The following is a 20,469-nucleotide window of genomic DNA, read 5'->3' as shown; positions in this document are numbered from 1 at the left end:
GCGTGGCGCAGAGGCGCCCCGCCCGGTGACTTAAAGGCGAGCCTTGGGGCTCACTCGGCCGACTTCACCTCGTAGGCGAGCAGATACTTGTCGCCACGCGGCTTGTAGTCGACGTCCTTGCTGGCTCCGAGCACGACGTTCTCGTAGTGCAGAGGCAGCAGATAGTGGTGGTTGAAGGTGAGTTCGGAGACCTTTTGAAGGATCGGCTCACGCTTGTCCTCGTCGAGCGTCGAGGTCGCTTCATCCAGGAGCTTGTTGATCTCCGGATCGTCGATGCCACCGCCGTTGTAACGGCCGGTGCCCTTCGCCTCGTCGCGCCCCGCCACGATGGCGATCGCCGGATTCGACACTTCACCCGTGTTGACGCCCCAGGAGCCGAGGAAGACGGAATATTCGCCGTTGGAGTATTTGTCGGCATACATCGACCACGGCATCACCTCGACCTTCGTGTCGATGCCGATGCGGGCGAACATCTGGCCGACCGCCTGCAGCACGTCACTGTCGTTGACGTAGCGTCCCTGCGGACCGTGCAGGGTCAGACGGAAACCGTCGGGATAACCCGCCTCCTCCAGAAGCTTTTTGGCACCTTCCGGATCGTAGGAGACTTCGTCGACATCGTCCGAATGGCCGAAGTAGCCCTCGGCGACGAACTGATGGGCGACGGTGCCGTTGTCCTGCATGACGCGCTGGACGATCGCCTGCCGGTTGATCGACATCAGGAGCGCCTTACGCACCCGCTCGTCCTTGAGAGGGTTCTTGTCGAGCTTGGAGCCGTCCTTTGCCGTGATGAAAGGCGTCTGATCGCGGGCGACATCCGTGCCGAGATAGACGATACGGGTCGACTGGCCGCGAATGACCTTGAGATTGTCGGAATTCTTCACCCGATCGACACCTTCCGCAGGAAGCGTCTCGATGAGGTCTGCGTCACCGGAGAGCAGGCTTGCGAGCCGCGCGCCGTTGTCGGGCAGCATGCGCAAAGTCACCTTGCTCCATTCGGAGGCACCGCCAAAATAGTCGTCGTTCCGCTCCATGACGATCCGGTCGCCAGGCGTGTAGGAGACGAATTTGAACGGGCCGGTGCCGACCGCCGCAGTGCCGTTGTCGAACGCGGCGACATCGTCGTCGGCGTGCTCGGAGCTGATGATGCGAATGCGGCTCAGCGAATTGAGGATCATCGGATCCGGGACGCTCGTCTCCACCACCACCGTGTGGGGATCTTCGGCCGTCACGTCCGTGATGTTGCGCGTGTAGGACGCGAAAGCCTGGCTCGGCTTGTCGCGCGCCCGCAGCACAGAGGCGATCACGTCCTCGGCGTCGAAATCGGTGCCGTCGTGGAATTTCACCCCTTCGCGCAGGTGGAACCGCCAATGGGTGTTGTCGACGACCTCCCAGGAGGTCGCAAGCTGCGGTTCGTTCTCGGCAGCGCCGCCGCGATAGATGAGGCTGTCGAAGATATGCCGGCTCATCGCGTTGTGCGGCGAGTTCGATTCCTCATGCGGATCGACGGTCGCGAACGTCGACGCCATGCCGACCGTCAGCTCCTTGTCCTGAGCCGATGCCGTTCCGGCAGCGACCGCGCATAAAGCCAAGGCAGCAGCACCCCGGCCGATCCATCCCATTGTCGAGATACCCAAGAATTAATCCCCTCTTGTTCGACAAGGCCGGTGCCACGCCAGGCGGCGATGCCCATGCCTTGACCACGCTTGAACGCTGACCAGGAACGCATGCGCAACGGAGGGCTGTCAATAAGAATGAAACTGTGTTTCATTGGGTGAGACAAGCGAGTGCCACAACCGGAATTTGAGGCAGATTGTCGCAAGGCTGTTGAGCGAAGGGGGATCACGCCATGGTAGACCAGGAAAAAAGCTATGTTGTTCAGTCGGTTGACGATGCGGTCAACATCCTCATGACCGTCGCGGAACATCCCGAAGCTGGAGTGTCTGAAATCGCCCGTGCAGCCGGAGTGACAAAGGCCAAAACGTTCCGATTGTTACGAACACTGGAACGGCGAGAACTGGTGTCGCAGGAGTCTGACGGGCGATGGCGCCTCGGAAATGCCATCCTAGTGCTCGGCACCTCCGCCTCCTCGCAGATCGATCTCGTCAAACTCGCCAATCCGATTCTGGAGGATCTGGGGCTCAAAACGAACGAGACGGTTCAGCTGCGCCTGCGCGACAAGAACGAGGCTCTGTGCATCGCCAAATACGAGCCTTCGCGGGATCTTCGCGTACATGCAGTGGTGGGCCGCCGCCGCCCGCTCTATGCCGGATCGAGCAAGGCGATCATGGCCTATCTCCCAGAAGACGAACGCGAATCGGTTCTGCCGCAGGAGCTCAAAGCCTTTACCGGCAACACGATCACCGACCGTTCTCGCCTGTTTGCCGAACTCGACCGGATCCGTCAGACGCGAATCTGCATCAGCCGTGGGGAAGTGAGCGACCAGCTCGTGGCCGTGTCGGCGCCGGTGTTTTCCGCGGACGGCTCTGTCTTTGCCTCGATCAATATCGCCGCACCGGCCTTCCGAACCGACGACACCGACATCGAGCGCTTCATTCGTCTGGTTTCCGAGGCGGCGGGGCGGATTTCCGAAGGGCTCGGCTGGAAGGGCGACGCTTCGCTCGGCGGACGAATGGCGCTGTGAAGCCGGACACCTCGCAGCCCCGCCACGCCGCGATAGATAGAAACGAGCGGCAATATGAGCGACGAGGAGCTCTGGAGTGATGTGGGACGAGAGATATGGCCAACCCGGCTATTTCTTCGGCACTGAGCCGAACGCCTTCCTCGCCGCCCATGCGGACCTGCTGAGCCCGGGAATGCGGGTTCTTTCGGTGGCCGACGGCGAAGGGCGCAACGGCGTCTGGATGGCGGAACGGGGGCTTGAGGTGACAGCGATCGACGCCTCAGCGGTGGCGATCGAGAAATCGAAACGCCTCGCAGCCGACCGCGGCGTGTCACTCGCCCACGTGCATGCGGATCTCGCCGCATGGGAATGGCCGTCCTCCGCCTATCACGTCGTGGTGGCGATCTTCGTCCAGTTCGCCAATCCGACGCTGCGCGCGCAACTGTTCAAGGCGATGAAACGGGCCCTCCTGCCGGGCGGCATTCTGCTCTTGCAAGGCTACAGACCCGAGCAGATCGGCTACGGCACAGGCGGACCGCCCAATCCCGACCACCTCTATACGCGCGCCCTGCTCGAGGCGGCGTTCTCCGATTTCGAGATCATTCACCTTGCGGAACACGACAGCGAGATCCAAGAGGGCAAGGGACATTCCGGCCTCTCGGCCTTGATCGACCTCGTGGCACGCAAGCCCGCCTGAGCCCGCGCCCGACCGACGCTCAGGGGTTCATCGCATCCGCAGCCACCAATGGTGCAGATCCGTTTTCCGCAAGAGCCGCCGGCTTTGACGCCAAGGTCGAACCGCGCACGATACAGCGACCGGACAGGACCACCTTGCGGGGCGCCAAACCCGGATTTTGCAAGCGGTCGAAGAGGAGCGACATGGCGTTGCGGCCAATGTCGTGCACCGGCTGCTCGATCACCGTCAGCCCAGGCCCGACCACTTCCGTCCAGTGCTCATTGTCGAAGCCGGCAACGGCAAGATCGCTCGGGATGGCGCGCCCCAGCCGCTGCGCCGCTTTGACGACGCCCATGAGCAGAAGGCCATTGCTGGCGATGATCGCCTCCGGCGCATCGGGCCCCGACAGCCATTCGCTCATCGCCCTCTCGCCTGCATCGACGGTCGGCGGCAGGAGGCGCGGATCCGGGGTGAGGCCCCTCGCCTTCATGCTGGCACAATAGCCGTCGCGGCGCTCCAAACCCGTGGCACTCGTCTGGCCGAACACGCCGCCGATGCGGCGATAGCCCTCGTCGAAAAGATGCTCCACGAGCGTGTTTGCGGCCTCGCGGTTGTCGAGAACGACGGAATCGTAAAGGCCGCCCGCGCCGGCCCGGTCGATGAGGACGGCTGGAAACTGCAGCGGGCTCTTTTGCAGCTGATCGAGCATGGCGAGCGTCGGGGCGAGAATGAGGCCCGTCACACGCTCCTCCTGCATCAGGCGCAGATACATGCGCTCGCGCTCGACGTTCTCATCGGTGTTGCACAGGAGCACCCGCATGCCGGCCCGATAGGCGGCATCCTCGACGCCGCGACCTACAGCCGTAAAAAACGGATTGCGGATATCGGAGACGATGAGACCGATCGTCTGTGCGTGCTGCGTGCGCAGACGCCGGGCCGACAGGTTGGGGCGGTAGCCGAGCGCCTTGATCGCAGCGTGAACGCGCTCTTTGGTGTCCGCGCGCACGGGCCCCTCGCTGAGGACCCGCGACACTGTGGCGACCGATACGCCCGCCTTCTCGGCGACGTCCTTGATGCTGATGGACATTTTCAGAAATCGTTTTCAGACATTACACCCGAACGATGCCACGTTGCGTGCGCGCAGGCAACCATTGTGCGCTGCAAAACATGGATTTTCGGCATCGTCACGATTGACATCGAGAATGTAATCGTTTTCAGTAAATCAACTGGTACGGAGGAAATGGACCAATGACAAACGCCCAGCCCGACATCCTGCCACCGTCCAATCTGGTTCGCCTCGGCGCCGCCCCCGCCGACAAAGAGGCCGCCATCCGGGAAGCCGCGCAGCTGTTGATCGCCGCCGGATGCATCGATCCCCAATATGCCGACAGCATGATGCGGCGCGAGGACGTGGCGGAAACCTATCTCGGACACGGCGTCGCCATCCCCCACGGAAAAGTCGAAGATCGGGGCATGGTCCGCCGCAACGGCCTCTCCATCCTGCAAGTGCCTGAGGGCGTCGAATGGAATGCGGGCCAGACGGTGCATCTTGTCGTCGCCATCGCCGCAGAATCGGACGCGCATATCGACACGCTGAGGCGTCTTACGAACCTTCTGCAGGACGAAGAGCACCTCAAGAAGCTGTTCACGACGAACGACACCTCCGACATCATCAACGCTTTGAGTGAGGCCAACGCCGAGCCCGAGGCGAATGGAGCGCCCGCGGAAGATCTCGACGAACGCTTCGAGTGGACCGTCGACTACCCTTCGGGCCTTCACGCCCGCCCGGCCTCGGCATGGGTTGCAGCCGCGCGCAAGGCGAGCGGCTCCGTCCAGGTGCGCAAGGGCGCCGCCGTGGCCGATGCCAAGGCGCTCGTGTCGCTCCTGCGTCTCGGCCTGCGCCAGGGCGACACGATCGTCATTTCCGCCGACGGTCCCGATGCGGGCTCCGCAATCGACCGGATGCAGGCAACCGTCACCGGGCTCAGCGCCCAGGAAAAAGCCGACGCCCAGGCGGCGAAGGGCCCGGAGCCGACCGTCAAAGGCTGGACGCCGCCCGAAGAGATGCCCGTCATCGCAGGCATCGGCGCGAGTCCCGGCCTGTCGATCGGGCCGATCCACGTCTATGCGCCCGCCGATATCGCGATTGCGGATACGCCAACGCCACTCAACGAAGGCGGCAACAGGCTGCATGAGGCTTTGACGGTGACGCAGACGCAGCTGCGCGTCCTCGCCGACGACACGCTGCGCCGTCTCGGCGAAGCGGAAGCGAACATTTTCCGCGCCCAGGCCGAACTCCTCCACGACACCGATCTCATCACTCTCGCCTGTCAGCTGATGGTCGAAGGGCATGGTCTCGCCTGGTCATGGAACGAGGCGATCGAACGCACGGCCCGGGATCTCGAATCCAACGACAACGAGGTGCTCGCCGCACGTGCCGCCGATCTGCGCGACGTCGGGCGCCGAGTCCTGGCGCGGATCGACCCCTCGCTCGAAAACCGAGACGGCGATCCCCTGCCCGCCGAGCCTTGCATCCTCCTCGCCGGCGACCTCTCGCCGTCCGATACTGCGGGCCTCGATGTGGAGCGGGTGCTCGGGCTCGCCACCGTTCAGGGCGGACCGACTTCACACACTGCCATTCTGGCACGCACGCTCGGCCTGCCGGCAATGGTCGGCGGCAGCGAGGCCCTGCTCGATCTCGAAGACGGCACGGAAGTCATTCTCGATGGACAGGCCGGCCGCCTCTATCCGAAGCCGTCCGCCTCTGCCATCGCTTCGGCGCGCGACTGGCTCGCCGCGCAGGAAGAGCAGCACAAGCGCGAGATCGCCGAGCGCAGCCTGCCGGCGCGCACCACCGACGGCCATCAGGTGGAGATCGCCGCAAACATCAACCGGCCAGACCAGATCGAGCTCGCCCTGTCGCAAGGCGGCGAAGGCGTCGGCCTGATGCGCACGGAGTTCCTGTTCCTGGAGCGCAGCTCCGCACCGACCGAAGACGAGCAGTACGAGACCTACCGGGCCATGCTCGATGGTCTCGAAGACCGTCCGCTCATTGTGCGGGCGCTCGATATCGGCGGCGACAAGCAGGTGCCGCATCTCAACCTTCCGCGCGAGGCCAATCCCTTCCTCGGCGTGCGCGGTTCGCGGCTTCTCCTGCGCCGCCTCGACCTTCTCGCAACACAGCTGCGTGCGCTTTATCGCGCCGCCCGTGACGGCGAGAGCAGCGGTCTTTCGATCATGTTCCCGATGATTACGTCGGTCGGCGAAATGCAGCGCCTCAGGGCCGTCGCCGACAGCATTCGCGATGAACTCGATGCGCCAAAAGTGCCGCTCGGCGCCATGGTCGAGGTGCCGGCCGCCGCGATCGGAGCGGACATCCTCGCCCGCTACGTCGATTTCTTCTCGATCGGAACCAACGACCTCACGCAATACGGGCTTGCCATCGACCGGCAGCATCCGGAACTCGCGGCGGAGGCGGATGCCCTGCATCCCTGCGTCCTGCGCCTGATCCGCATGACCGTCGAGGGCGCCGCAAAGCACGGCCGCTGGGTCGGCGTGTGCGGCGGCATCGCCGGCGAGCCCTTCGCGGCCTCCCTTTTGACCGGCCTCGGGGTCAACGAATTGTCGATGACGCCGCGTGACATCCCCGCCGTCAAAGCGGCTCTGCGCGAGACGTCGCTGAGCGCGCTCAAAGCCCTCGCCGACAAAGCTCTGGCCTGCGAGACGGCAGCCGAGGTGCATGCCTTGGATCGGGAGGAATTGTGAAACCCTCGCCCCTCCCTGTCGTCACCGTCACCCTGAACCCGGCGATCGACCAGACGGTCGTCGTAGAAGGCATGACGCTCGGCGAAGTGCACCGCGCCTCCTCCGTGCAGAGCAATGCAGGCGGCAAGGGCGTCAATGTCGCGAGCTGCCTCGCCGACTGGTCGGTGCCCGTGATCGCGACGGGCATCCTGGGCGGCGGCAATCCCGGTCCCTTCGAGGCGCTTTTCAGCGCCAAGAACATTCGCGATCTCTTCGTGCGCGTTCCTGGAGAAACGCGCACGAACATCAAAATCGCAGATCCCACCCGCAACGAGACCACCGACATCAACCTCCCCGGACCGGTGGCCGACGAAGCTGCGCTCGAGCGGGTGAAAGCCGTTCTCAACGAAACGGTCGCGCCCGATAGTCTCGTCGTGCTCGCCGGCAGTCTGCCGGCCGGGCTTCCCGACGACACGCTTGCCCGCCTCGCGGCGGCATTGCGCAAACGAGGTGCACGCGTCGTTGTCGATACCAGCGGGGCACCGCTCAGGGTCGCCCTCTCGGCACCAGCCGAAGATCTGCCATTTTGCGTCAAACCCAACCAGCACGAGCTCGAGGAATGGGCGGGCAAATCCCTGGCAGGCCGCGAGGATCTTCTCGTCGCCGCCACCGCTCTTCAGGCGAGCGGCATCGCAATCGTGGTGGTTTCGCTCGGCGCCGAGGGAGCTCTGTTCGTGACCAAAGACCAGGTTCTCATGGGCCGAAGCGAGCCCGTCGAGACCCTGAGCACGGTCGGGGCCGGAGACGCCATGGTGGCGGGCCTCGTCGCCGCCTTTCGAGAGGATGCGCCGCTTGAAGACGTGGCGCGCCTTTCCAACGCCTTTGCCGCCGCGAAGCTCGGCCGCATCGGGCCGCACCTGCCCGATGCAGAGGAGGTCCAGCGTCTTGCGCGGGCGGTCGTCGTGACGGAGCTCCCGGCTGGCCGGGACCTCAAGCAACAAGCATAGGAGGACCCATGACACACGTTCTTGCCGTCATATCGGCAGGCGACCTCACGACCCAGGCCGCATTGGCGGCCGAGGCCCTGCGCAAGGCGGCCGACAATCTGGGCCATCGCATCGACATCGAGGTGCGCTCCGACCTCGGCATCCGCAATTCGATTTCGGGCAAGGCTGCAAGTGACGCCGCCGCCGTGCTCCTGGTCGGCCCCGGTGAGCACGAGGAAAGCCGTTTCGGCACGCTGAAGCAAAGCACCGCGACCATCGAGGCGGTCCTGGAGGATGCAGACGGCGTCCTCGCTCAGGCCGTTCAAGACGCTGGTGCCGCCACGGATGCGGCGCCGGCCGCGTCATCGGGCGGACAGAAGCACATCGTCGCCATCACCTCCTGCCCGACCGGCATCGCCCATACCTTCATGGCGGCCGAAGGCGTGCAGAAGGGCGCCGAAGCGCTCGGCTACTCCGCGCGCGTGGAGACGCAAGGCTCGGTCGGCTCGCAGAACAAGCTGACCGACGAGGAAATCGCAAAGGCCGACCTCGTCATCATCGCCGCCGACACGCAGGTGGATTTGAGCCGCTTCGCCGGCAAGCCCGTTTTCCTCTCGGGCACGAAACCCGCCATCAACAACGGCAAGGCGCTGGTTGAACGGGCTTTCAAGGAAGCCGAAGTCCAGGGCGGCAGCCAGGGCCTCGCTGATCGCGTCGCCGCAGGCAAGGCGGAACGCGCGGCCTCCCGCACGGGCCCCTACAAGCACCTGATGACCGGTGTCTCGTACATGCTGCCCTTCGTCGTGGCCGGCGGCTTGCTGATCGCGGTCGCCTTTGCGATCGGCGGCATCTACGCCTACGAGAACGAAGGCACGCTCGCCTACAATCTCTTCCAGATCGGCGCCAAGGGCGGCTTCGCACTGATGGTCCCGGCCCTTGCCGGCTATATCGCCTATTCGATCGCCGACCGGCCCGGCATCACGCCCGGCATGATCGGCGGCCTTCTCGCCGCCAATGTTGGCGCCGGCTTTCTGGGCGGCATCGTCGCCGGTTTCATCGCCGGCTACGGCACCGATTTCATGAATCGCCACATCAAGCTGCACAAGAATCTTGAAGGCTTGAAGCCGGTTCTCATTCTGCCGCTCCTCGGCACGCTGCTCACCGGCCTGTTGATGATGTACGTGATCGGCACGCCCGTCGCGGAAACCATGACCTTCCTGACCAACTGGCTGAAGTCGATGCAGGGCTCGAGCGCCATCATGCTCGGCCTCATCATCGGAGCGATGATGGGCTTCGACCTCGGCGGCCCCGTCAACAAGGCGGCCTACACCTTCTCCACCGGTCTGATCGCCAGCCAGGTGTACACGCCGATGGCGGCCGCAATGGCCGCGGGCATGGTGCCGCCGCTCGCCGTGGCGCTTGCGACAAAGATCTTCGCCGACCGCTTCACCGCGGACGAGCGGGAAGCCGGCAATGCCGCAGCCGTGCTCGGCATCGCCTTCATCACGGAGGGCGCCATCCCGTTCGCGGCTCGCGATCCTTTGCGGGTGATCCCCGCCATGATGGTGGGGGCGGCCACGACAGGGGCCATCTCGATGGCGATCGGTGCGGAACTCAAGGTTCCGCATGGCGGCATCTTCGTTCTGCCGATCCCGAACGCCGTCACCCATCTCGGCGGCTACATCGTGGCGCTCCTGGTCGGCACGGTGGTGAGCGCGGTGCTCCTGCGACTTCTCAAGAAGCCGATAGCGGCTGCCGCCCCGGCTCTGGCGCCCGCTGAATAAGCCTGCGGAGCTTGCCCTCTCCCCCCGCAAGAACCCAGGCAGAGGCCGGCGCTAAAAACGCCGGCCTCATCGTGTTGCAAGGCATATTTTGGCGAGCATGGACGGGGCTTCGCGTAGGGCCAGAAAGACCGCATTGGCCACACGAAACTTTGTCATGAAAACCTCGATTTCGCTTGCTAAAGTCGCTTGTAGTAGATAGTGTAGTTTTACTACATAAGCCGATCGCTCGGCCGGAGAACCCAGACTATCCCGGTGTCCCTCAGCGAACGGCACAGCCATCCCTGCTCTCTCGGGTTCCGCCCTTGGGGCAGCGCGCAGAAAACCGGCATTCCTGGAAGGGCCAGAGCCATGACATCCGATACGCTCCCCAGCCTCGACGCTCTCATCGCTCCCGTGAAGGAGGCCCAACGGGTCTATGCGGGTTACTCCCAGGAGAAGGTCGACCGGATCTTCCGCGCCGCCGCACTGGCGGCCAACAACGCCCGCATCAAGCTTGCCAAGCTCGCCGTCGAAGAGACCGGCATGGGCGTGATGGAAGACAAGGTGGTCAAGAACCACTTCGCGTCGGAGTACATCTACAACAAATATAAGGACGAGAAGACCTGCGGCATCCTCTCCGAGGAGCCGGAGTACGGCACGCTGACGATTGCCGAGCCGATCGGCCTCATCTGCGGCATCGTCCCGACGACCAACCCGACATCGACCGCCATCTTCAAGGCGCTCATCAGCCTGAAGACGCGGAACGGCATCATCTTCTCGCCGCATCCGCGCGCCCGCCGCGCGACCTGCGAGGCGGCTCGCATCGTGCTCGAAGCGGCGGTCGCGGCCGGCGCGCCTGAGAACATCATCGGCTGGCTCGAGGAACCGACGGTCGAGCTCTCGAACGCGCTCATGCGCCACAAGGACATCAACCTCATTCTCGCGACCGGCGGGCCGGGCATGGTCAAGGCGGCCTATTCCTCCGGCAAGCCCGCAATCGGTGTCGGCGCCGGCAACACGCCGGCCGTCATCGACGAATTCGCCGACATCAAGCGCGCCGTCGCCTCCATTCTCATGTCGAAGACTTTCGACAACGGCGTCATCTGCGCCTCGGAGCAATCGGCGATCGTCGTCGACCAGGTCTATGACGCGGTGCGCGCACGCTTTTCCAAGCACGGCGGCTACATCCTCTCCCCCGACGAGACGGACGCGGTCCGCCATGTCATCATGCCGAACGGCACGCTGAATGCCCGTGTCGTCGGCCAATCGGCCGCCGCCATCGCGGAAATGGCCGGATTTTCGGTGCCGCCCTTCACCAAGGTTCTGATCGGCGAAGTGAGTGAAGTGAGCGAGGCAGAGGTCTTCGCCCACGAAAAGCTGTCGCCCACGCTCGCGCTCTACCGCGCGAAGGATTTCGGCCATGCGTGCGATATCGCGGCGGACCTCGTCGCGCTCGGCGGCATCGGCCATACCTCGGTCCTCTACACCGAGCAGGATCAGCAGGAAGAGCGCATCCGCCAATTCGGCGACCGCATGAAAACGGCGCGCATCCTGATCAACTCACCGTCTTCGCAGGGCGGGATCGGCGACCTCTACAATTTCCGGCTGGCTCCGTCGCTGACACTCGGCTGCGGCTCCTGGGGCGGCAATTCGATCTCCGAAAATGTCGGCCCCCAGCATCTCATGAACAAGAAAACCGTGGCGAAGCGAGCGGAAAACATGCTCTGGCACAAACTTCCGAAATCCATCTACTTCCGCCGTGGCAGCCTGCCTTTCGCGCTCGAAGAGTTGCGGGGACACAAGCGGTGCCTCATCGTCACGGACAAATTCCTGTTCGAAAGCGGCGCCGTCAGCGAAACCATCAGCCTCCTCAAGAATCTCGGTCTCGAAGTCGAGGTCTTCTACGAGGTCAACGCCGACCCGACGCTCGAGACGGTGCGCAAGGCCACCTCTCTCGCCAACGCCTTCAAGCCGGACGTGATCCTGGCGCAGGGCGGCGGTTCGCCGATGGATGCGGCGAAAATCATGTGGGTGATGTACGAGCACCCCGACGTGGCCTTTGAAGAACTCGCGCTGCGCTTCATGGATATCCGCAAGCGCATCTACAAATTCCCGAAAATGGGTTTGAAAGCGCAGTTCGTCGCGGTGCCGACCACCTCGGGCACGGGCTCTGAAGTCACCCCGTTTGCCGTCGTCACCGACGAGAAAACCGGCATCAAATACCCGATCGCCGATTACGAGCTGACGCCGAACATGGCGATCGTCGACCCCAACCTCGTCATGAACATGCCGAAGTCCCTGACGGCAGCCGGCGGCATCGATGCGGTGACGCATGCGCTCGAATCCTACGTCTCGGTGCTGGCGAACGAATATAGCGACGGCCAGGGGCTGCAGGCCCTCAAGCTCCTGAAAGACTACCTGCCGTCGGCGTACCGCAACGGTCACGAAGATCCGAAGGCGCGCGAGCAGGTGCACAATGCAGCAACGATCGCCGGCATCGCCTTCGCCAATGCCTTCCTCGGCGTCTGCCATTCCATGGCGCACAAGATCGGCGCGGAATTCCATATTCCGCATGGCATCGCCAATGCGCTCCTGATCTCGAATGTCATCCGCTACAACTCGGCCGACATTCCAACGAAGCAGACGGCCTTCAGCCAGTACGACCGCCCGAAAGGCGTCGCACGATATGCGCAGATCGCCCGCCATCTCGGCCTTTCCGGCGAGCGCGACCACGAGCGGGTGCAGAGCCTCATCGCCTGGGTGGACGAGCTGAAGGAGGCGTTGGAAATCCCGGAGAGCATCCAGGCTTTCGGCGTCAAGGAAGCGGACTTCCTCGACAAGGTGGACAGCCTCGCCGAAGCGGCCTTCGACGACCAGTGCACGACCGCAAATCCGCGCTTTCCGCTCGTCAGCGAGCTGAAGCAGCTCCTTCTCGACAGCTATTACGGCCGGGCCTGGGTCGAGCCGTCCCTCGAAGCCGAAGACCAGACGCAGGCTTCCTCCCCGGCCTCTCTTGCCGCCGAATGACGGCGCATTGGCGGGTCCGCTCTCACCCCTCCTCCCGAAGAGAGCGGACCCGCCAGATCAACTCCGGTGTCAATCAATTCCAAGATTTGTCGCCGGAGACAGAAGGAATGAGACGATGAGCAAGAGCTTGATGTGGACCGCCAAAGACGCGCGAGGCCTCACGGTTCAGTGCCTCTTCAACGACGACGCCCGCAGCTATGAGATGACCGTCTCAGGCCAGTCCGCCTGGACCTGCCGCAGCGAGACCTTTCTGGCAAGCAGCGAGCCCGTTTTCGGCATGGATCCGGACGACCGGGCGCTGTCGGTGCAGGTCGCAGACCGGCTCATGCACGATGTCGCACGCTCCCTCGGCGACTTCTGACAGCACGTGCCGACGGCTTTGCATATCCTGTCGTCAGTCCCGCAACCCGCCGCTTTCCTTCAAGAGAGCTTTGCTGCGCTCCACGCGTTCATGCAGGGTCCGTCCCTTGCGCAGCGCCACGCAGATGGAGAGCGCATCTCCCAAAACGAGATGGCTGATACGGGAGGTGAGCGGCGAGTAGACGTCGTATTCCTCCGCAACGTCGGTCAGAAGGCTCACCGTCGCGAGTCGGGCCAGCGGAGAATCGGAGCGGGTCAGCGCCACGACATCGGCGCCGACCGTCAGCGCATTCTGCACGCTGTCCAGGATATCGCGCGTTCGCCCGGAATTCGAGACGGCCACGACCGCATCACCCGGTGCGAGCGACAGCGACGAAATGAAGTAAACGTGCGGATCGCTGTAGGCCACGGTCGGCATTCCGAGCCGAAAGAAGCGGCGCTGAACGTCCTCCGCGATGGTGCCGGAATTGCCCGAGCCATAGAATTCGATGCGCCGCGCCGACGCCAGAATGTTCGCGGCCTTGTCGAGCATAGAGGCCGAGAGATTGTTGCGCACGCCGATCAGCGTGTTGATGGTGCGATCGAAGACTTTTCCGGCGATGCCGCTGGCGCCGTCGTCGGGCAGCACATCCTGATCGAGAAACGGCATCCCGCCGGCGATATCCTGCGCCAGCTTGATCTTGAATTCGCGAAACCCTTTGCAGCCGAGCGCGGAACAGAAGCGCGCCACCGTCGGCTCGCTCACCTCCGAGCGGCGCGCCACTTCGGCCATCGACAGATTGATGACCTCGCCAGGATGCGAGAGCACGAAGTCCGCAAGCTTGCGCTCGGACGGTCGGATCTGATCCTTGACCGAGGTGATTCTTCCCAACATTTCCGCCCTCATTTGTTGCGTCAGGCGGCGAAAGCGGTCATCCATGACGGGGGCCAACACAGACAAGCCCTGCGCGGTACGCATGACAGCATGCTACACACCGCAAATCCGATCCGGATTAAGACTAACACTCTGACGAATTTGTATTTTTGCCCTTGGGGAAAATTCGAGCGAACTACGATTCTCGCTCTTTTGCCCTTCAACCACACCCATTTGTGTAGTAAAACTACAGAAAGTCAACGGTTCGTGAAACGGATCCAATCCAACCGGCGGAACCATCAGAAATATGATAGGTTCACGCTACAGCGCCCTTTTCACAAGGAGTGACAATGAACGCCATAGTGATGTCCTCTCGCGTCGATCTCAACGACTTCCCGACGACGAACGACCCGTGGCGTGGCTTCAAGCCCGGCGCGTGGCAGCACGAAGTCAACCTCCGCGACTTCATCCTCGACAACATCACGCCTTACGAGGGCGATGCCTCCTTCCTCAGCGGCTCGACCAAACGGACGAAGGCCCTCTGGGACAAGGTTGCCGAACTCCTGAAAGAGGAACGCGCCTCCAAGGGCGGCGTTCTCGACGCCGACACCGAGGTGGTCTCCTCCATCACCTCGCATGGCGCGGGCTACATCGACCGCGATCTGGAAGTCGTTTTCGGACTGCAAACCGAGAAGCCGCTGAAGCGCGGGATCATGCCGTTCGGCGGCTGGCGCATGGTCGTGAAGGGCCTGGAAGCCTATGGCTTTACACCTTCGCCCAAGCTCAAAGAGGTGTTCCCGAGCCTCCGCAAGACGCACAATGACGGCGTTTTCGACGTTTACACCGATGAAATCCTGCGCTGCCGCAAGTCCGGGCTCATCACCGGTCTTCCCGACGCTTACGGGCGCGGCCGCATCATCGGAGATTACAGGCGCGTCGCCCTTTACGGTGTCGACCGCCTCATCGCCGACAAGCAGGAGCAGATGACCTCGCTGGAGGTGAGCCCGCTCGACGCCGAAATTCTCCAGCTGCGCGAGGAGATCGCCGAGCAGATCAAGGCCCTGAACGAACTCAAGGAGATGGGGGCGGTCTACGGCTTCGATCTTTCCCAGCCGGCAACCAATGCGCGCGAAGCGGTGCAGTGGACGTATTTCGCCTATCTGGCGGTCGTGAAAGAAGCCAATGGCGCGGCCATGTCGCTCGGCCGAGTATCGAGCTTCCTCGACATCTATATCCAGCGCGACCTCGACGAAGGCACCCTCACGGAAGCCCAGGCACAGGAACTCATCGACCAGTTCGTCATCAAGCTGCGTCTCGTCCGCTTCCTGCGCACTCCGGAATATGACACCCTCTTTTCCGGCGACCCGACCTGGGTCACGGAAGTTCTCGGCGGCATGGCTCTCGACGGCTCCACGCTCGTCACGCGTACGAGCTTCCGCATGCTGCAGACGCTGCACAACCTCGGCCCCGCGCCAGAGCCCAATCTCACGGTCCTCTGGTCGGAGAAGCTGCCCAAGGGCTTCAAGGAATTCTGCGCCGAGACCTCCATCAAGACGTGCTCGCTGCAATACGAGAACGACGATCTGATGCGGCCGTATTACGGCGATGATTACGGCATCGCATGCTGTGTCTCGGCCATGCAGATCGGCAAGCAGATGCAGTTCTTCGGCGCTCGCGCGAATCTCGCAAAGGCCCTGCTCTACGCCATCAATGGTGGCCGCGACGAGAAGTCCGGCGTGCAGGTCGTGCCGGCTTTCGCGCCCATCACGGCCGATGTGCTCGACTACGACACGGTCGTGGAGAAGTTTCTGCCCATGATCGAATGGCTGGCGCGGGTCTATGTCAACGCGCTCAACGCCATCCACTACATGCACGACAAGTACATGTATGAGCGCCTCGAGATGGCGCTGCATGACCGCGACGTGCTTCGCACCATGGCCTGCGGCATTGCCGGTCTTTCCGTGGTGGCGGACAGCCTTTCGGCCATCAAGCACGCCAAGGTGAAGGTCATCCGCGACGAGCGCGGGCTTGCCACCGACTTCGAGATCGACGGCGAATATCCGATGTTCGGCAACAACGATGCACGCGTCGACGACATCGCCTCCTGGGTGGTCAAAACCTTCATGGACATTCTGCGCCAGCAGAAGGCCTATCGCGGAGCGACGCCGACGCAGTCGGTTCTGACCATCACCTCCAATGTGGTCTACGGCAAGAAGACGGGATCGACGCCCGACGGCCGCAAGGCCGGCGAGCCTTTCGCACCGGGCGCCAATCCGATGCATGGCCGCGACAGCAAGGGCGCCCTCGCCTCCATGGCGAGTGTCGCGAAGCTGCCTTACGAACATGCCCAGGACGGCATTTCATACACCTTCACGATCGTCCCATCCGCACTCGGACCGACCGAGGAGGAGCGGACGGAAAATCTGGTCGGGATGCTCGACGGCTATGTGGCGGCCGGCGGTCACCACATGAACGTCAACGTCTTCGACAAGGAGACGCTCCTGCACGCGATGGATCATCCAGAGCTCTATCCGCAGCTCACCATCCGCGTGTCGGGCTATGCCGTGAACTTCATCAAGCTGACCAGGGAGCAGCAGCTTGACGTCATCAGCCGCACGTTCCACCAGCGCCACTGATCTCGTTCAGGAGGTGACGCAGAGCGAAGCACCCGAGGCCGCGGCGGCGCCTTGCGTCAAGGGCTGGGTGCATTCGCTCGAAACGGGCGGCACACTCGACGGGCCCGGCCTCCGTTACGTGCTGTTTCTTTCCGGCTGCCCTTTGCGCTGCTGCTACTGCCACAACCCCGACACGTGGCACATGCGCAAGGGGAAGCTGCAGAGTTCAGACGACATCGCGGCGGAGATTGCCTCCTTCGCGCCCTTCCTGAAGCGCGGGCGCGGCGGCGTCACCTTGACGGGTGGCGAACCGCTTGTGCAGCCCGAATTCTGCCGGGCGATCCTGCGGGCATCGAAAGAGCTCGGCCTGCACACGGCGCTCGACACATCCGGCTTTCTCGGTGCGCGCGCCGATGACGCGTTCCTGGAGGATGTCGACCTCGTTCTCCTCGACATCAAGGCGTTCTCGGAAGCCACCTATCGCAATGTCACAGGCGTGCGTCTGCGCCCGACGCTCGATTTCGCCGAACGGCTCTCTGCCATGAAGAAGCCCGTGTGGCTTCGTTACGTCCTCGTGCCGGATTTCACCGACAATACGGCGGAAATCGAAGCCCTCGCCCGCTATGTGGCCGATCTCAAGAATGTCGAGCGCGTCGACGTCCTGCCCTATCACGATCTCGGCGCCTACAAATGGCCCCGCCTGGACAAGGCCTATCGTCTGGCAGGCACACAGCCACCGAAGCTCGAAGAGACAGAGCGGGTGCGCAACATTTTCCGGGCTCGGGGTCTTCTCGCGACATAGACTGCTGAGCGGCGCAGGCTTTGCCCTCCGTCTCGCACTGAGAGCCGGGTCGCCGTCAAGGCGCCCGAGATCTGACAATAATTCTGCTCATCTTCGCGTGAGGCTCGTGCTCGGGCATTCCCCGACCTCGCCCCGACCATTTCGCGTGTGCATTCACTCGGCCCAAGCTGGAACCGGCTACACAGTCTTTTCTCCCACAAAAAAGCCCTCCCGCCGATCTCCGGCGGGAGGGCAAAATCATTCGGGTGCTTTCGTTGCTGACCTTAGTAGGGCAGCGGCACCAGGCTGAAGAAGCCGATCGACAACAGATAGTTCACCGTGAGCGTCATGGTGGCGATCGTCGTTGCCGGCGGATCAAAGTGCGTATCGCCATGATCGTGGAAGAGCCGGGCGAAGAACTCGCCGAGCAGCGCCGCGATCACGCCAACGACTCCCGCCCACAGAAGGCTACCCGACCCCGCAGCCGCCAAAGCGGCCGGCAGAGCGATGTGGTGGGTGACCGGAACGGAAACGCCGAACTGAAGGAAGATCAACGAGGCCGCGGAGATACCGAAGGCGAGGAAGCATCCGGCGCCACCGTAGAGATCTCCGAGGTATCCGCCGAAGATGCCGACACCCAGGCCAATCACGACAAGCTGGCCGAGCGTGCTCTGGAAGGGCAGCCAGCGATCGGCTTCTCCCGGGTTCCAGCGGGTCGTGCCCTCCTTGGGCGTTCCGAACAGGCCGGCCTTGCCGAACATGAGGCGGGTGACGATGGCGCTGACGACGACAGTCAGAGCGACCGTATCCGTCCAGGCGAGCCCTTCGCCGAAAGCCGGCACGAGAGCAAGATAGTACTGGACGATATAACCGAAGATACCGAATGCGCCGCCGACGAGAAGCACGTCCGGCGCCTTAAGACCCATCATCCCGGCAAGGATGTTCTTGCCCGAATCGAACTTGCCGCGGCGCGCAGCATAGGCTGCTGCGGCGACACCTGAGGCAAAGCCGCCGACATGGGGGCCGAAGGCACCAAACGGCAAACCGAAGAAATCGGTCGCCTCTGGCGCAACACCGAGCTGCACCGCCACACCGATCATCACGAGGAAGCCAACCATCTCGAACGCCGGCAAGGCGCCGATGGCAGCTCCAAATATCCCCCCGCCAAATGCGGCAATTATTCCTAGGACCGTCATTTTGCCCTCCAAGAGGTCGTCACTGTTTCACAAGATCCAAGCCTTGGCCAAAAGTCGAAGCACGAATGAAGCTGCCGCCACTTGCCATACCGAGCTCCATAAGATGTACTTTGCTTCTCAATCCCCCGCCGGCCTGCAGTTTTTGGGAAAATCTTCCCCGCTCCGCCGTTTCCGGCAGATTTCTTTGTTTCAGATTCCGATTTGGCTTCCCAGCTCTGAGACGGAAGGCTCCACACCCCATCCGCCTGTGCTGATGGCGTCGCGGCGGCCGTCCGCGGCCAGCCCTCGCGTTGAGGGCTGGCAACGGTTGCAAGACGGTTCAGCGACCGGGCGCCTTTGTGCCCCAGCCCCGGTCGCGAAGCCCTTTAGCGGGCGAAGACGATACCGTTCTCGCATGCATTTTCGCAGTCTTGTCTAGAGCGAGAACGCCCCAACGAGCGCACAGCGGCGAACACGCGTGAAGGTGCGCACGGTCGCAATGCCCTCGCCGGTCCGCCCAGCGATGGTGAAGCCCGTATGTCCCTCGCCGCCGATGCCGATACCGGCATAGGAGGGAGCGTTCTTAACGTAGATCGTCGTGTTGATCGCCCTGCCGAACTCACTCATGTGATAGACGTCGGAGGAATGGATGATGGCCGAGTGACGGTTGCCGCCCTCAAGCTCCACGGCGACATCCACCGCTTCCTTGAAGTTGCCGACGCGCACGACGCCGAGAACCGGGATCATCAGCTCGTGCACCACGAACGGATGCTTCCGGTCGGTCTCCACGATGATGGCCCGGATGTCGTCGCCCGCATCGATGCCGAGTTCGCGAAGGATGACGTTGGCGTTCTGGCCGATCATCTTCGGCGCGCCACCCGTCCGCTTTTCGTTGAGCACGATGCGCTCGAGCTCCGGCAGACGGTCTGCGCCGAGAACGACGGCATTTTCGCAACGGCCGAAAGCCGCCATGAGGTTATCGGCAATGCCGGAGGTCGCGATGACTTCCTTCTCGGCGATGCACGGAAGGTTGTTGTCGAAGGAATGGCCGGCGATGATTTCGCGGGCGGCCTTCGCCGGATCGGCGCTGTTGTCGACCAAGACCGGTGGGTTGCCCGCAGCGGCGCCGATCACGCGCTTGCCGCTCGTCATCGCTTCACTGACGACGCCGGTACCGCCTGTGATGCACAGGATCGCAATCTTCGGATGGCGCATCAGGCCCTGAACCACCTTGAGATCGACGGAGCTCGTCGTCACGCAGGTGTTGGCCGGACCGCCCGCCTTCTCCACGGCCTCGTTGATGAGGTCGATGCAGTGCAGGGATGTCTTCAGGGCACGCGGATGCGGCGCAAAATACACGGTGTTGCCAGCCGCCAGCATGCTGATCGCATTGTTGAGCAGCGTCGCCGTGGGATTGGTCGTCGGCGTCACGGCGAGGATCGTGCCGAACGGCGCCGGCTCCTCCGTCGACAGGCCGAAATCGCCGACCATGGCGTTCGTCGGCAGGCCTTCCACACCGGGCGTCTTTTCAGCGATCGCCAGGTGCTTTTTGACCTTATCCTCGACGCGGCCCATGCGGCTCTCGGAAACGGCCATCTGAGCCAGTTCCTGCGCATGTTCGATCGTCACTTCCCGCAGCGCGTCGACGATCGCCTTGCGCTTGGCGAGGCTGACGCTACGGAACTCCGCATTGGCACGCTCGACGGCAAGGATGGCATCGTCCGCATTCGCAAAGACGCCACGTTGCCCGGTCGTGACCGGCTGCGGCCGGAGAGCCGAACGGTCAGCGTCTGGCCGTCCACCCATCTCACCGAGAACCCGGCGAACGATCTCGCTGATTGTGTTGTCTTCTACAGCCATAGCGTGTCT

Annotated in this window: 14 protein-coding genes; 9 read left to right on the top strand and 5 right to left on the bottom strand. The window is 63.3% G+C overall.

The annotated features are described in order from the left end of the window. Nucleotides 1-50: 50 nt before the first annotated feature. Complete coding sequence (locus EO094_RS14795) at nucleotides 51-1,619, bottom strand: ABC transporter substrate-binding protein (RefSeq protein ID WP_128294277.1); 1,569 nt, start codon at nucleotides 1,617-1,619, stop codon at nucleotides 51-53. A gap of 227 nt (nucleotides 1,620-1,846) precedes the next feature. On the opposite strand from EO094_RS14795, the gene EO094_RS14790 reads away from it, so the two are divergent. Together EO094_RS14790 and EO094_RS14785 are read left to right on the top strand one after the other, a co-directional pair. Beyond that, entirely contained in the window at nucleotides 1,847-2,641 is a 795-nt protein-coding gene (locus EO094_RS14790; protein WP_128293691.1) for an IclR family transcriptional regulator domain-containing protein, read from the top strand. A 79-nt stretch (nucleotides 2,642-2,720) separates the two neighbouring features. Next, entirely contained in the window at nucleotides 2,721-3,317 is a 597-nt protein-coding gene (locus EO094_RS14785) for an SAM-dependent methyltransferase (RefSeq protein WP_128293688.1), read from the top strand. Between the two features lie 19 nt (nucleotides 3,318-3,336). Here EO094_RS14785 and EO094_RS14780 read toward each other — a convergent pair whose 3' ends face one another. Further along, entirely contained in the window at nucleotides 3,337-4,383 is a 1,047-nt protein-coding gene (locus EO094_RS14780) for a LacI family DNA-binding transcriptional regulator (RefSeq protein ID WP_128293685.1), read from the bottom strand. A gap of 161 nt (nucleotides 4,384-4,544) precedes the next feature. Between EO094_RS14780 and ptsP the strand changes: the two genes are divergently transcribed. The 5 genes from ptsP to EO094_RS14755 all read left to right on the top strand — a co-directional run bounded on the left by ptsP (nucleotide 4,545) and on the right by EO094_RS14755 (nucleotide 13,177). After that, a complete protein-coding gene (gene ptsP / locus EO094_RS14775; protein ID WP_128293682.1) occupies nucleotides 4,545-7,061 on the top strand; it encodes a phosphoenolpyruvate--protein phosphotransferase in 2,517 nt (838 codons plus the stop codon). Next, nucleotides 7,058-8,047 carry a 1-phosphofructokinase gene (gene pfkB / locus EO094_RS14770; RefSeq protein WP_128293679.1) on the top strand — a complete coding sequence of 330 codons (990 nt, stop codon included), beginning with the start codon at nucleotides 7,058-7,060 and terminating at the stop codon, nucleotides 8,045-8,047. The genes ptsP and pfkB overlap by 4 nt, the downstream gene beginning before the upstream one ends. Before the next feature lie 8 nt (nucleotides 8,048-8,055). Beyond that, complete coding sequence (locus EO094_RS14765) at nucleotides 8,056-9,810, top strand: fructose-specific PTS transporter subunit EIIC (RefSeq protein WP_128293676.1); 1,755 nt, start codon at nucleotides 8,056-8,058, stop codon at nucleotides 9,808-9,810. Nucleotides 9,811-10,158: 348 nt separating this feature from the next. Continuing rightward, complete coding sequence (gene adhE / locus EO094_RS14760) at nucleotides 10,159-12,816, top strand: bifunctional acetaldehyde-CoA/alcohol dehydrogenase (RefSeq protein WP_128293674.1); 2,658 nt, start codon at nucleotides 10,159-10,161, stop codon at nucleotides 12,814-12,816. Between the two features lie 115 nt (nucleotides 12,817-12,931). After that, nucleotides 12,932-13,177 (top strand): hypothetical protein, encoded by a 246-nt coding sequence (locus EO094_RS14755; protein ID WP_128293672.1) that lies wholly within the window; start codon nucleotides 12,932-12,934, stop codon nucleotides 13,175-13,177. A gap of 33 nt (nucleotides 13,178-13,210) precedes the next feature. On the opposite strand, the gene EO094_RS14750 is transcribed toward EO094_RS14755, so the two are convergent. Next, entirely contained in the window at nucleotides 13,211-14,050 is an 840-nt protein-coding gene (locus EO094_RS14750; RefSeq protein WP_128293669.1) for a MurR/RpiR family transcriptional regulator, read from the bottom strand. 329 nt (nucleotides 14,051-14,379) lie between these two features. On the opposite strand from EO094_RS14750, the gene pflB reads away from it, so the two are divergent. Both pflB and pflA read left to right on the top strand, forming a co-directional pair. Continuing rightward, the gene (gene pflB, locus EO094_RS14745) at nucleotides 14,380-16,665 is read left to right on the top strand and encodes a formate C-acetyltransferase (RefSeq protein ID WP_128293667.1); all 2,286 of its coding nucleotides are present in this window, start codon (nucleotides 14,380-14,382) and stop codon (nucleotides 16,663-16,665) included. After that, nucleotides 16,628-17,446 (top strand): pyruvate formate-lyase-activating protein, encoded by an 819-nt coding sequence (gene pflA, locus EO094_RS14740; protein WP_246008544.1) that lies wholly within the window; start codon nucleotides 16,628-16,630, stop codon nucleotides 17,444-17,446. The genes pflB and pflA overlap by 38 nt, the downstream gene beginning before the upstream one ends. Before the next feature lie 263 nt (nucleotides 17,447-17,709). Here pflA and EO094_RS14735 read toward each other — a convergent pair whose 3' ends face one another. Further along, nucleotides 17,710-18,621: a DUF7973 family transport facilitator gene (locus tag EO094_RS14735; RefSeq protein WP_128293665.1), complete on the bottom strand. Its 912-nt coding sequence runs from the start codon at nucleotides 18,619-18,621 to the stop codon at nucleotides 17,710-17,712. Between the two features lie 414 nt (nucleotides 18,622-19,035). Next, on the bottom strand, nucleotides 19,036-20,460 hold the full coding sequence (locus EO094_RS14730; protein WP_128293663.1) for an aldehyde dehydrogenase family protein: 1,425 nt from the start codon (nucleotides 20,458-20,460) through the stop codon (nucleotides 19,036-19,038). Nucleotides 20,461-20,469: the final 9 nt, after the last annotated feature.

It is taken from the genome of Afifella aestuarii (assembly GCF_004023665.1).
In the GTDB taxonomy this organism is placed as follows: Bacteria; Pseudomonadota; Alphaproteobacteria; order Rhizobiales; family Afifellaceae; genus Afifella; species Afifella aestuarii.
The sequence above is the reverse complement of the archived record's forward strand: the minus strand, read 5'-3'. Positions and strand labels throughout refer to the sequence as shown.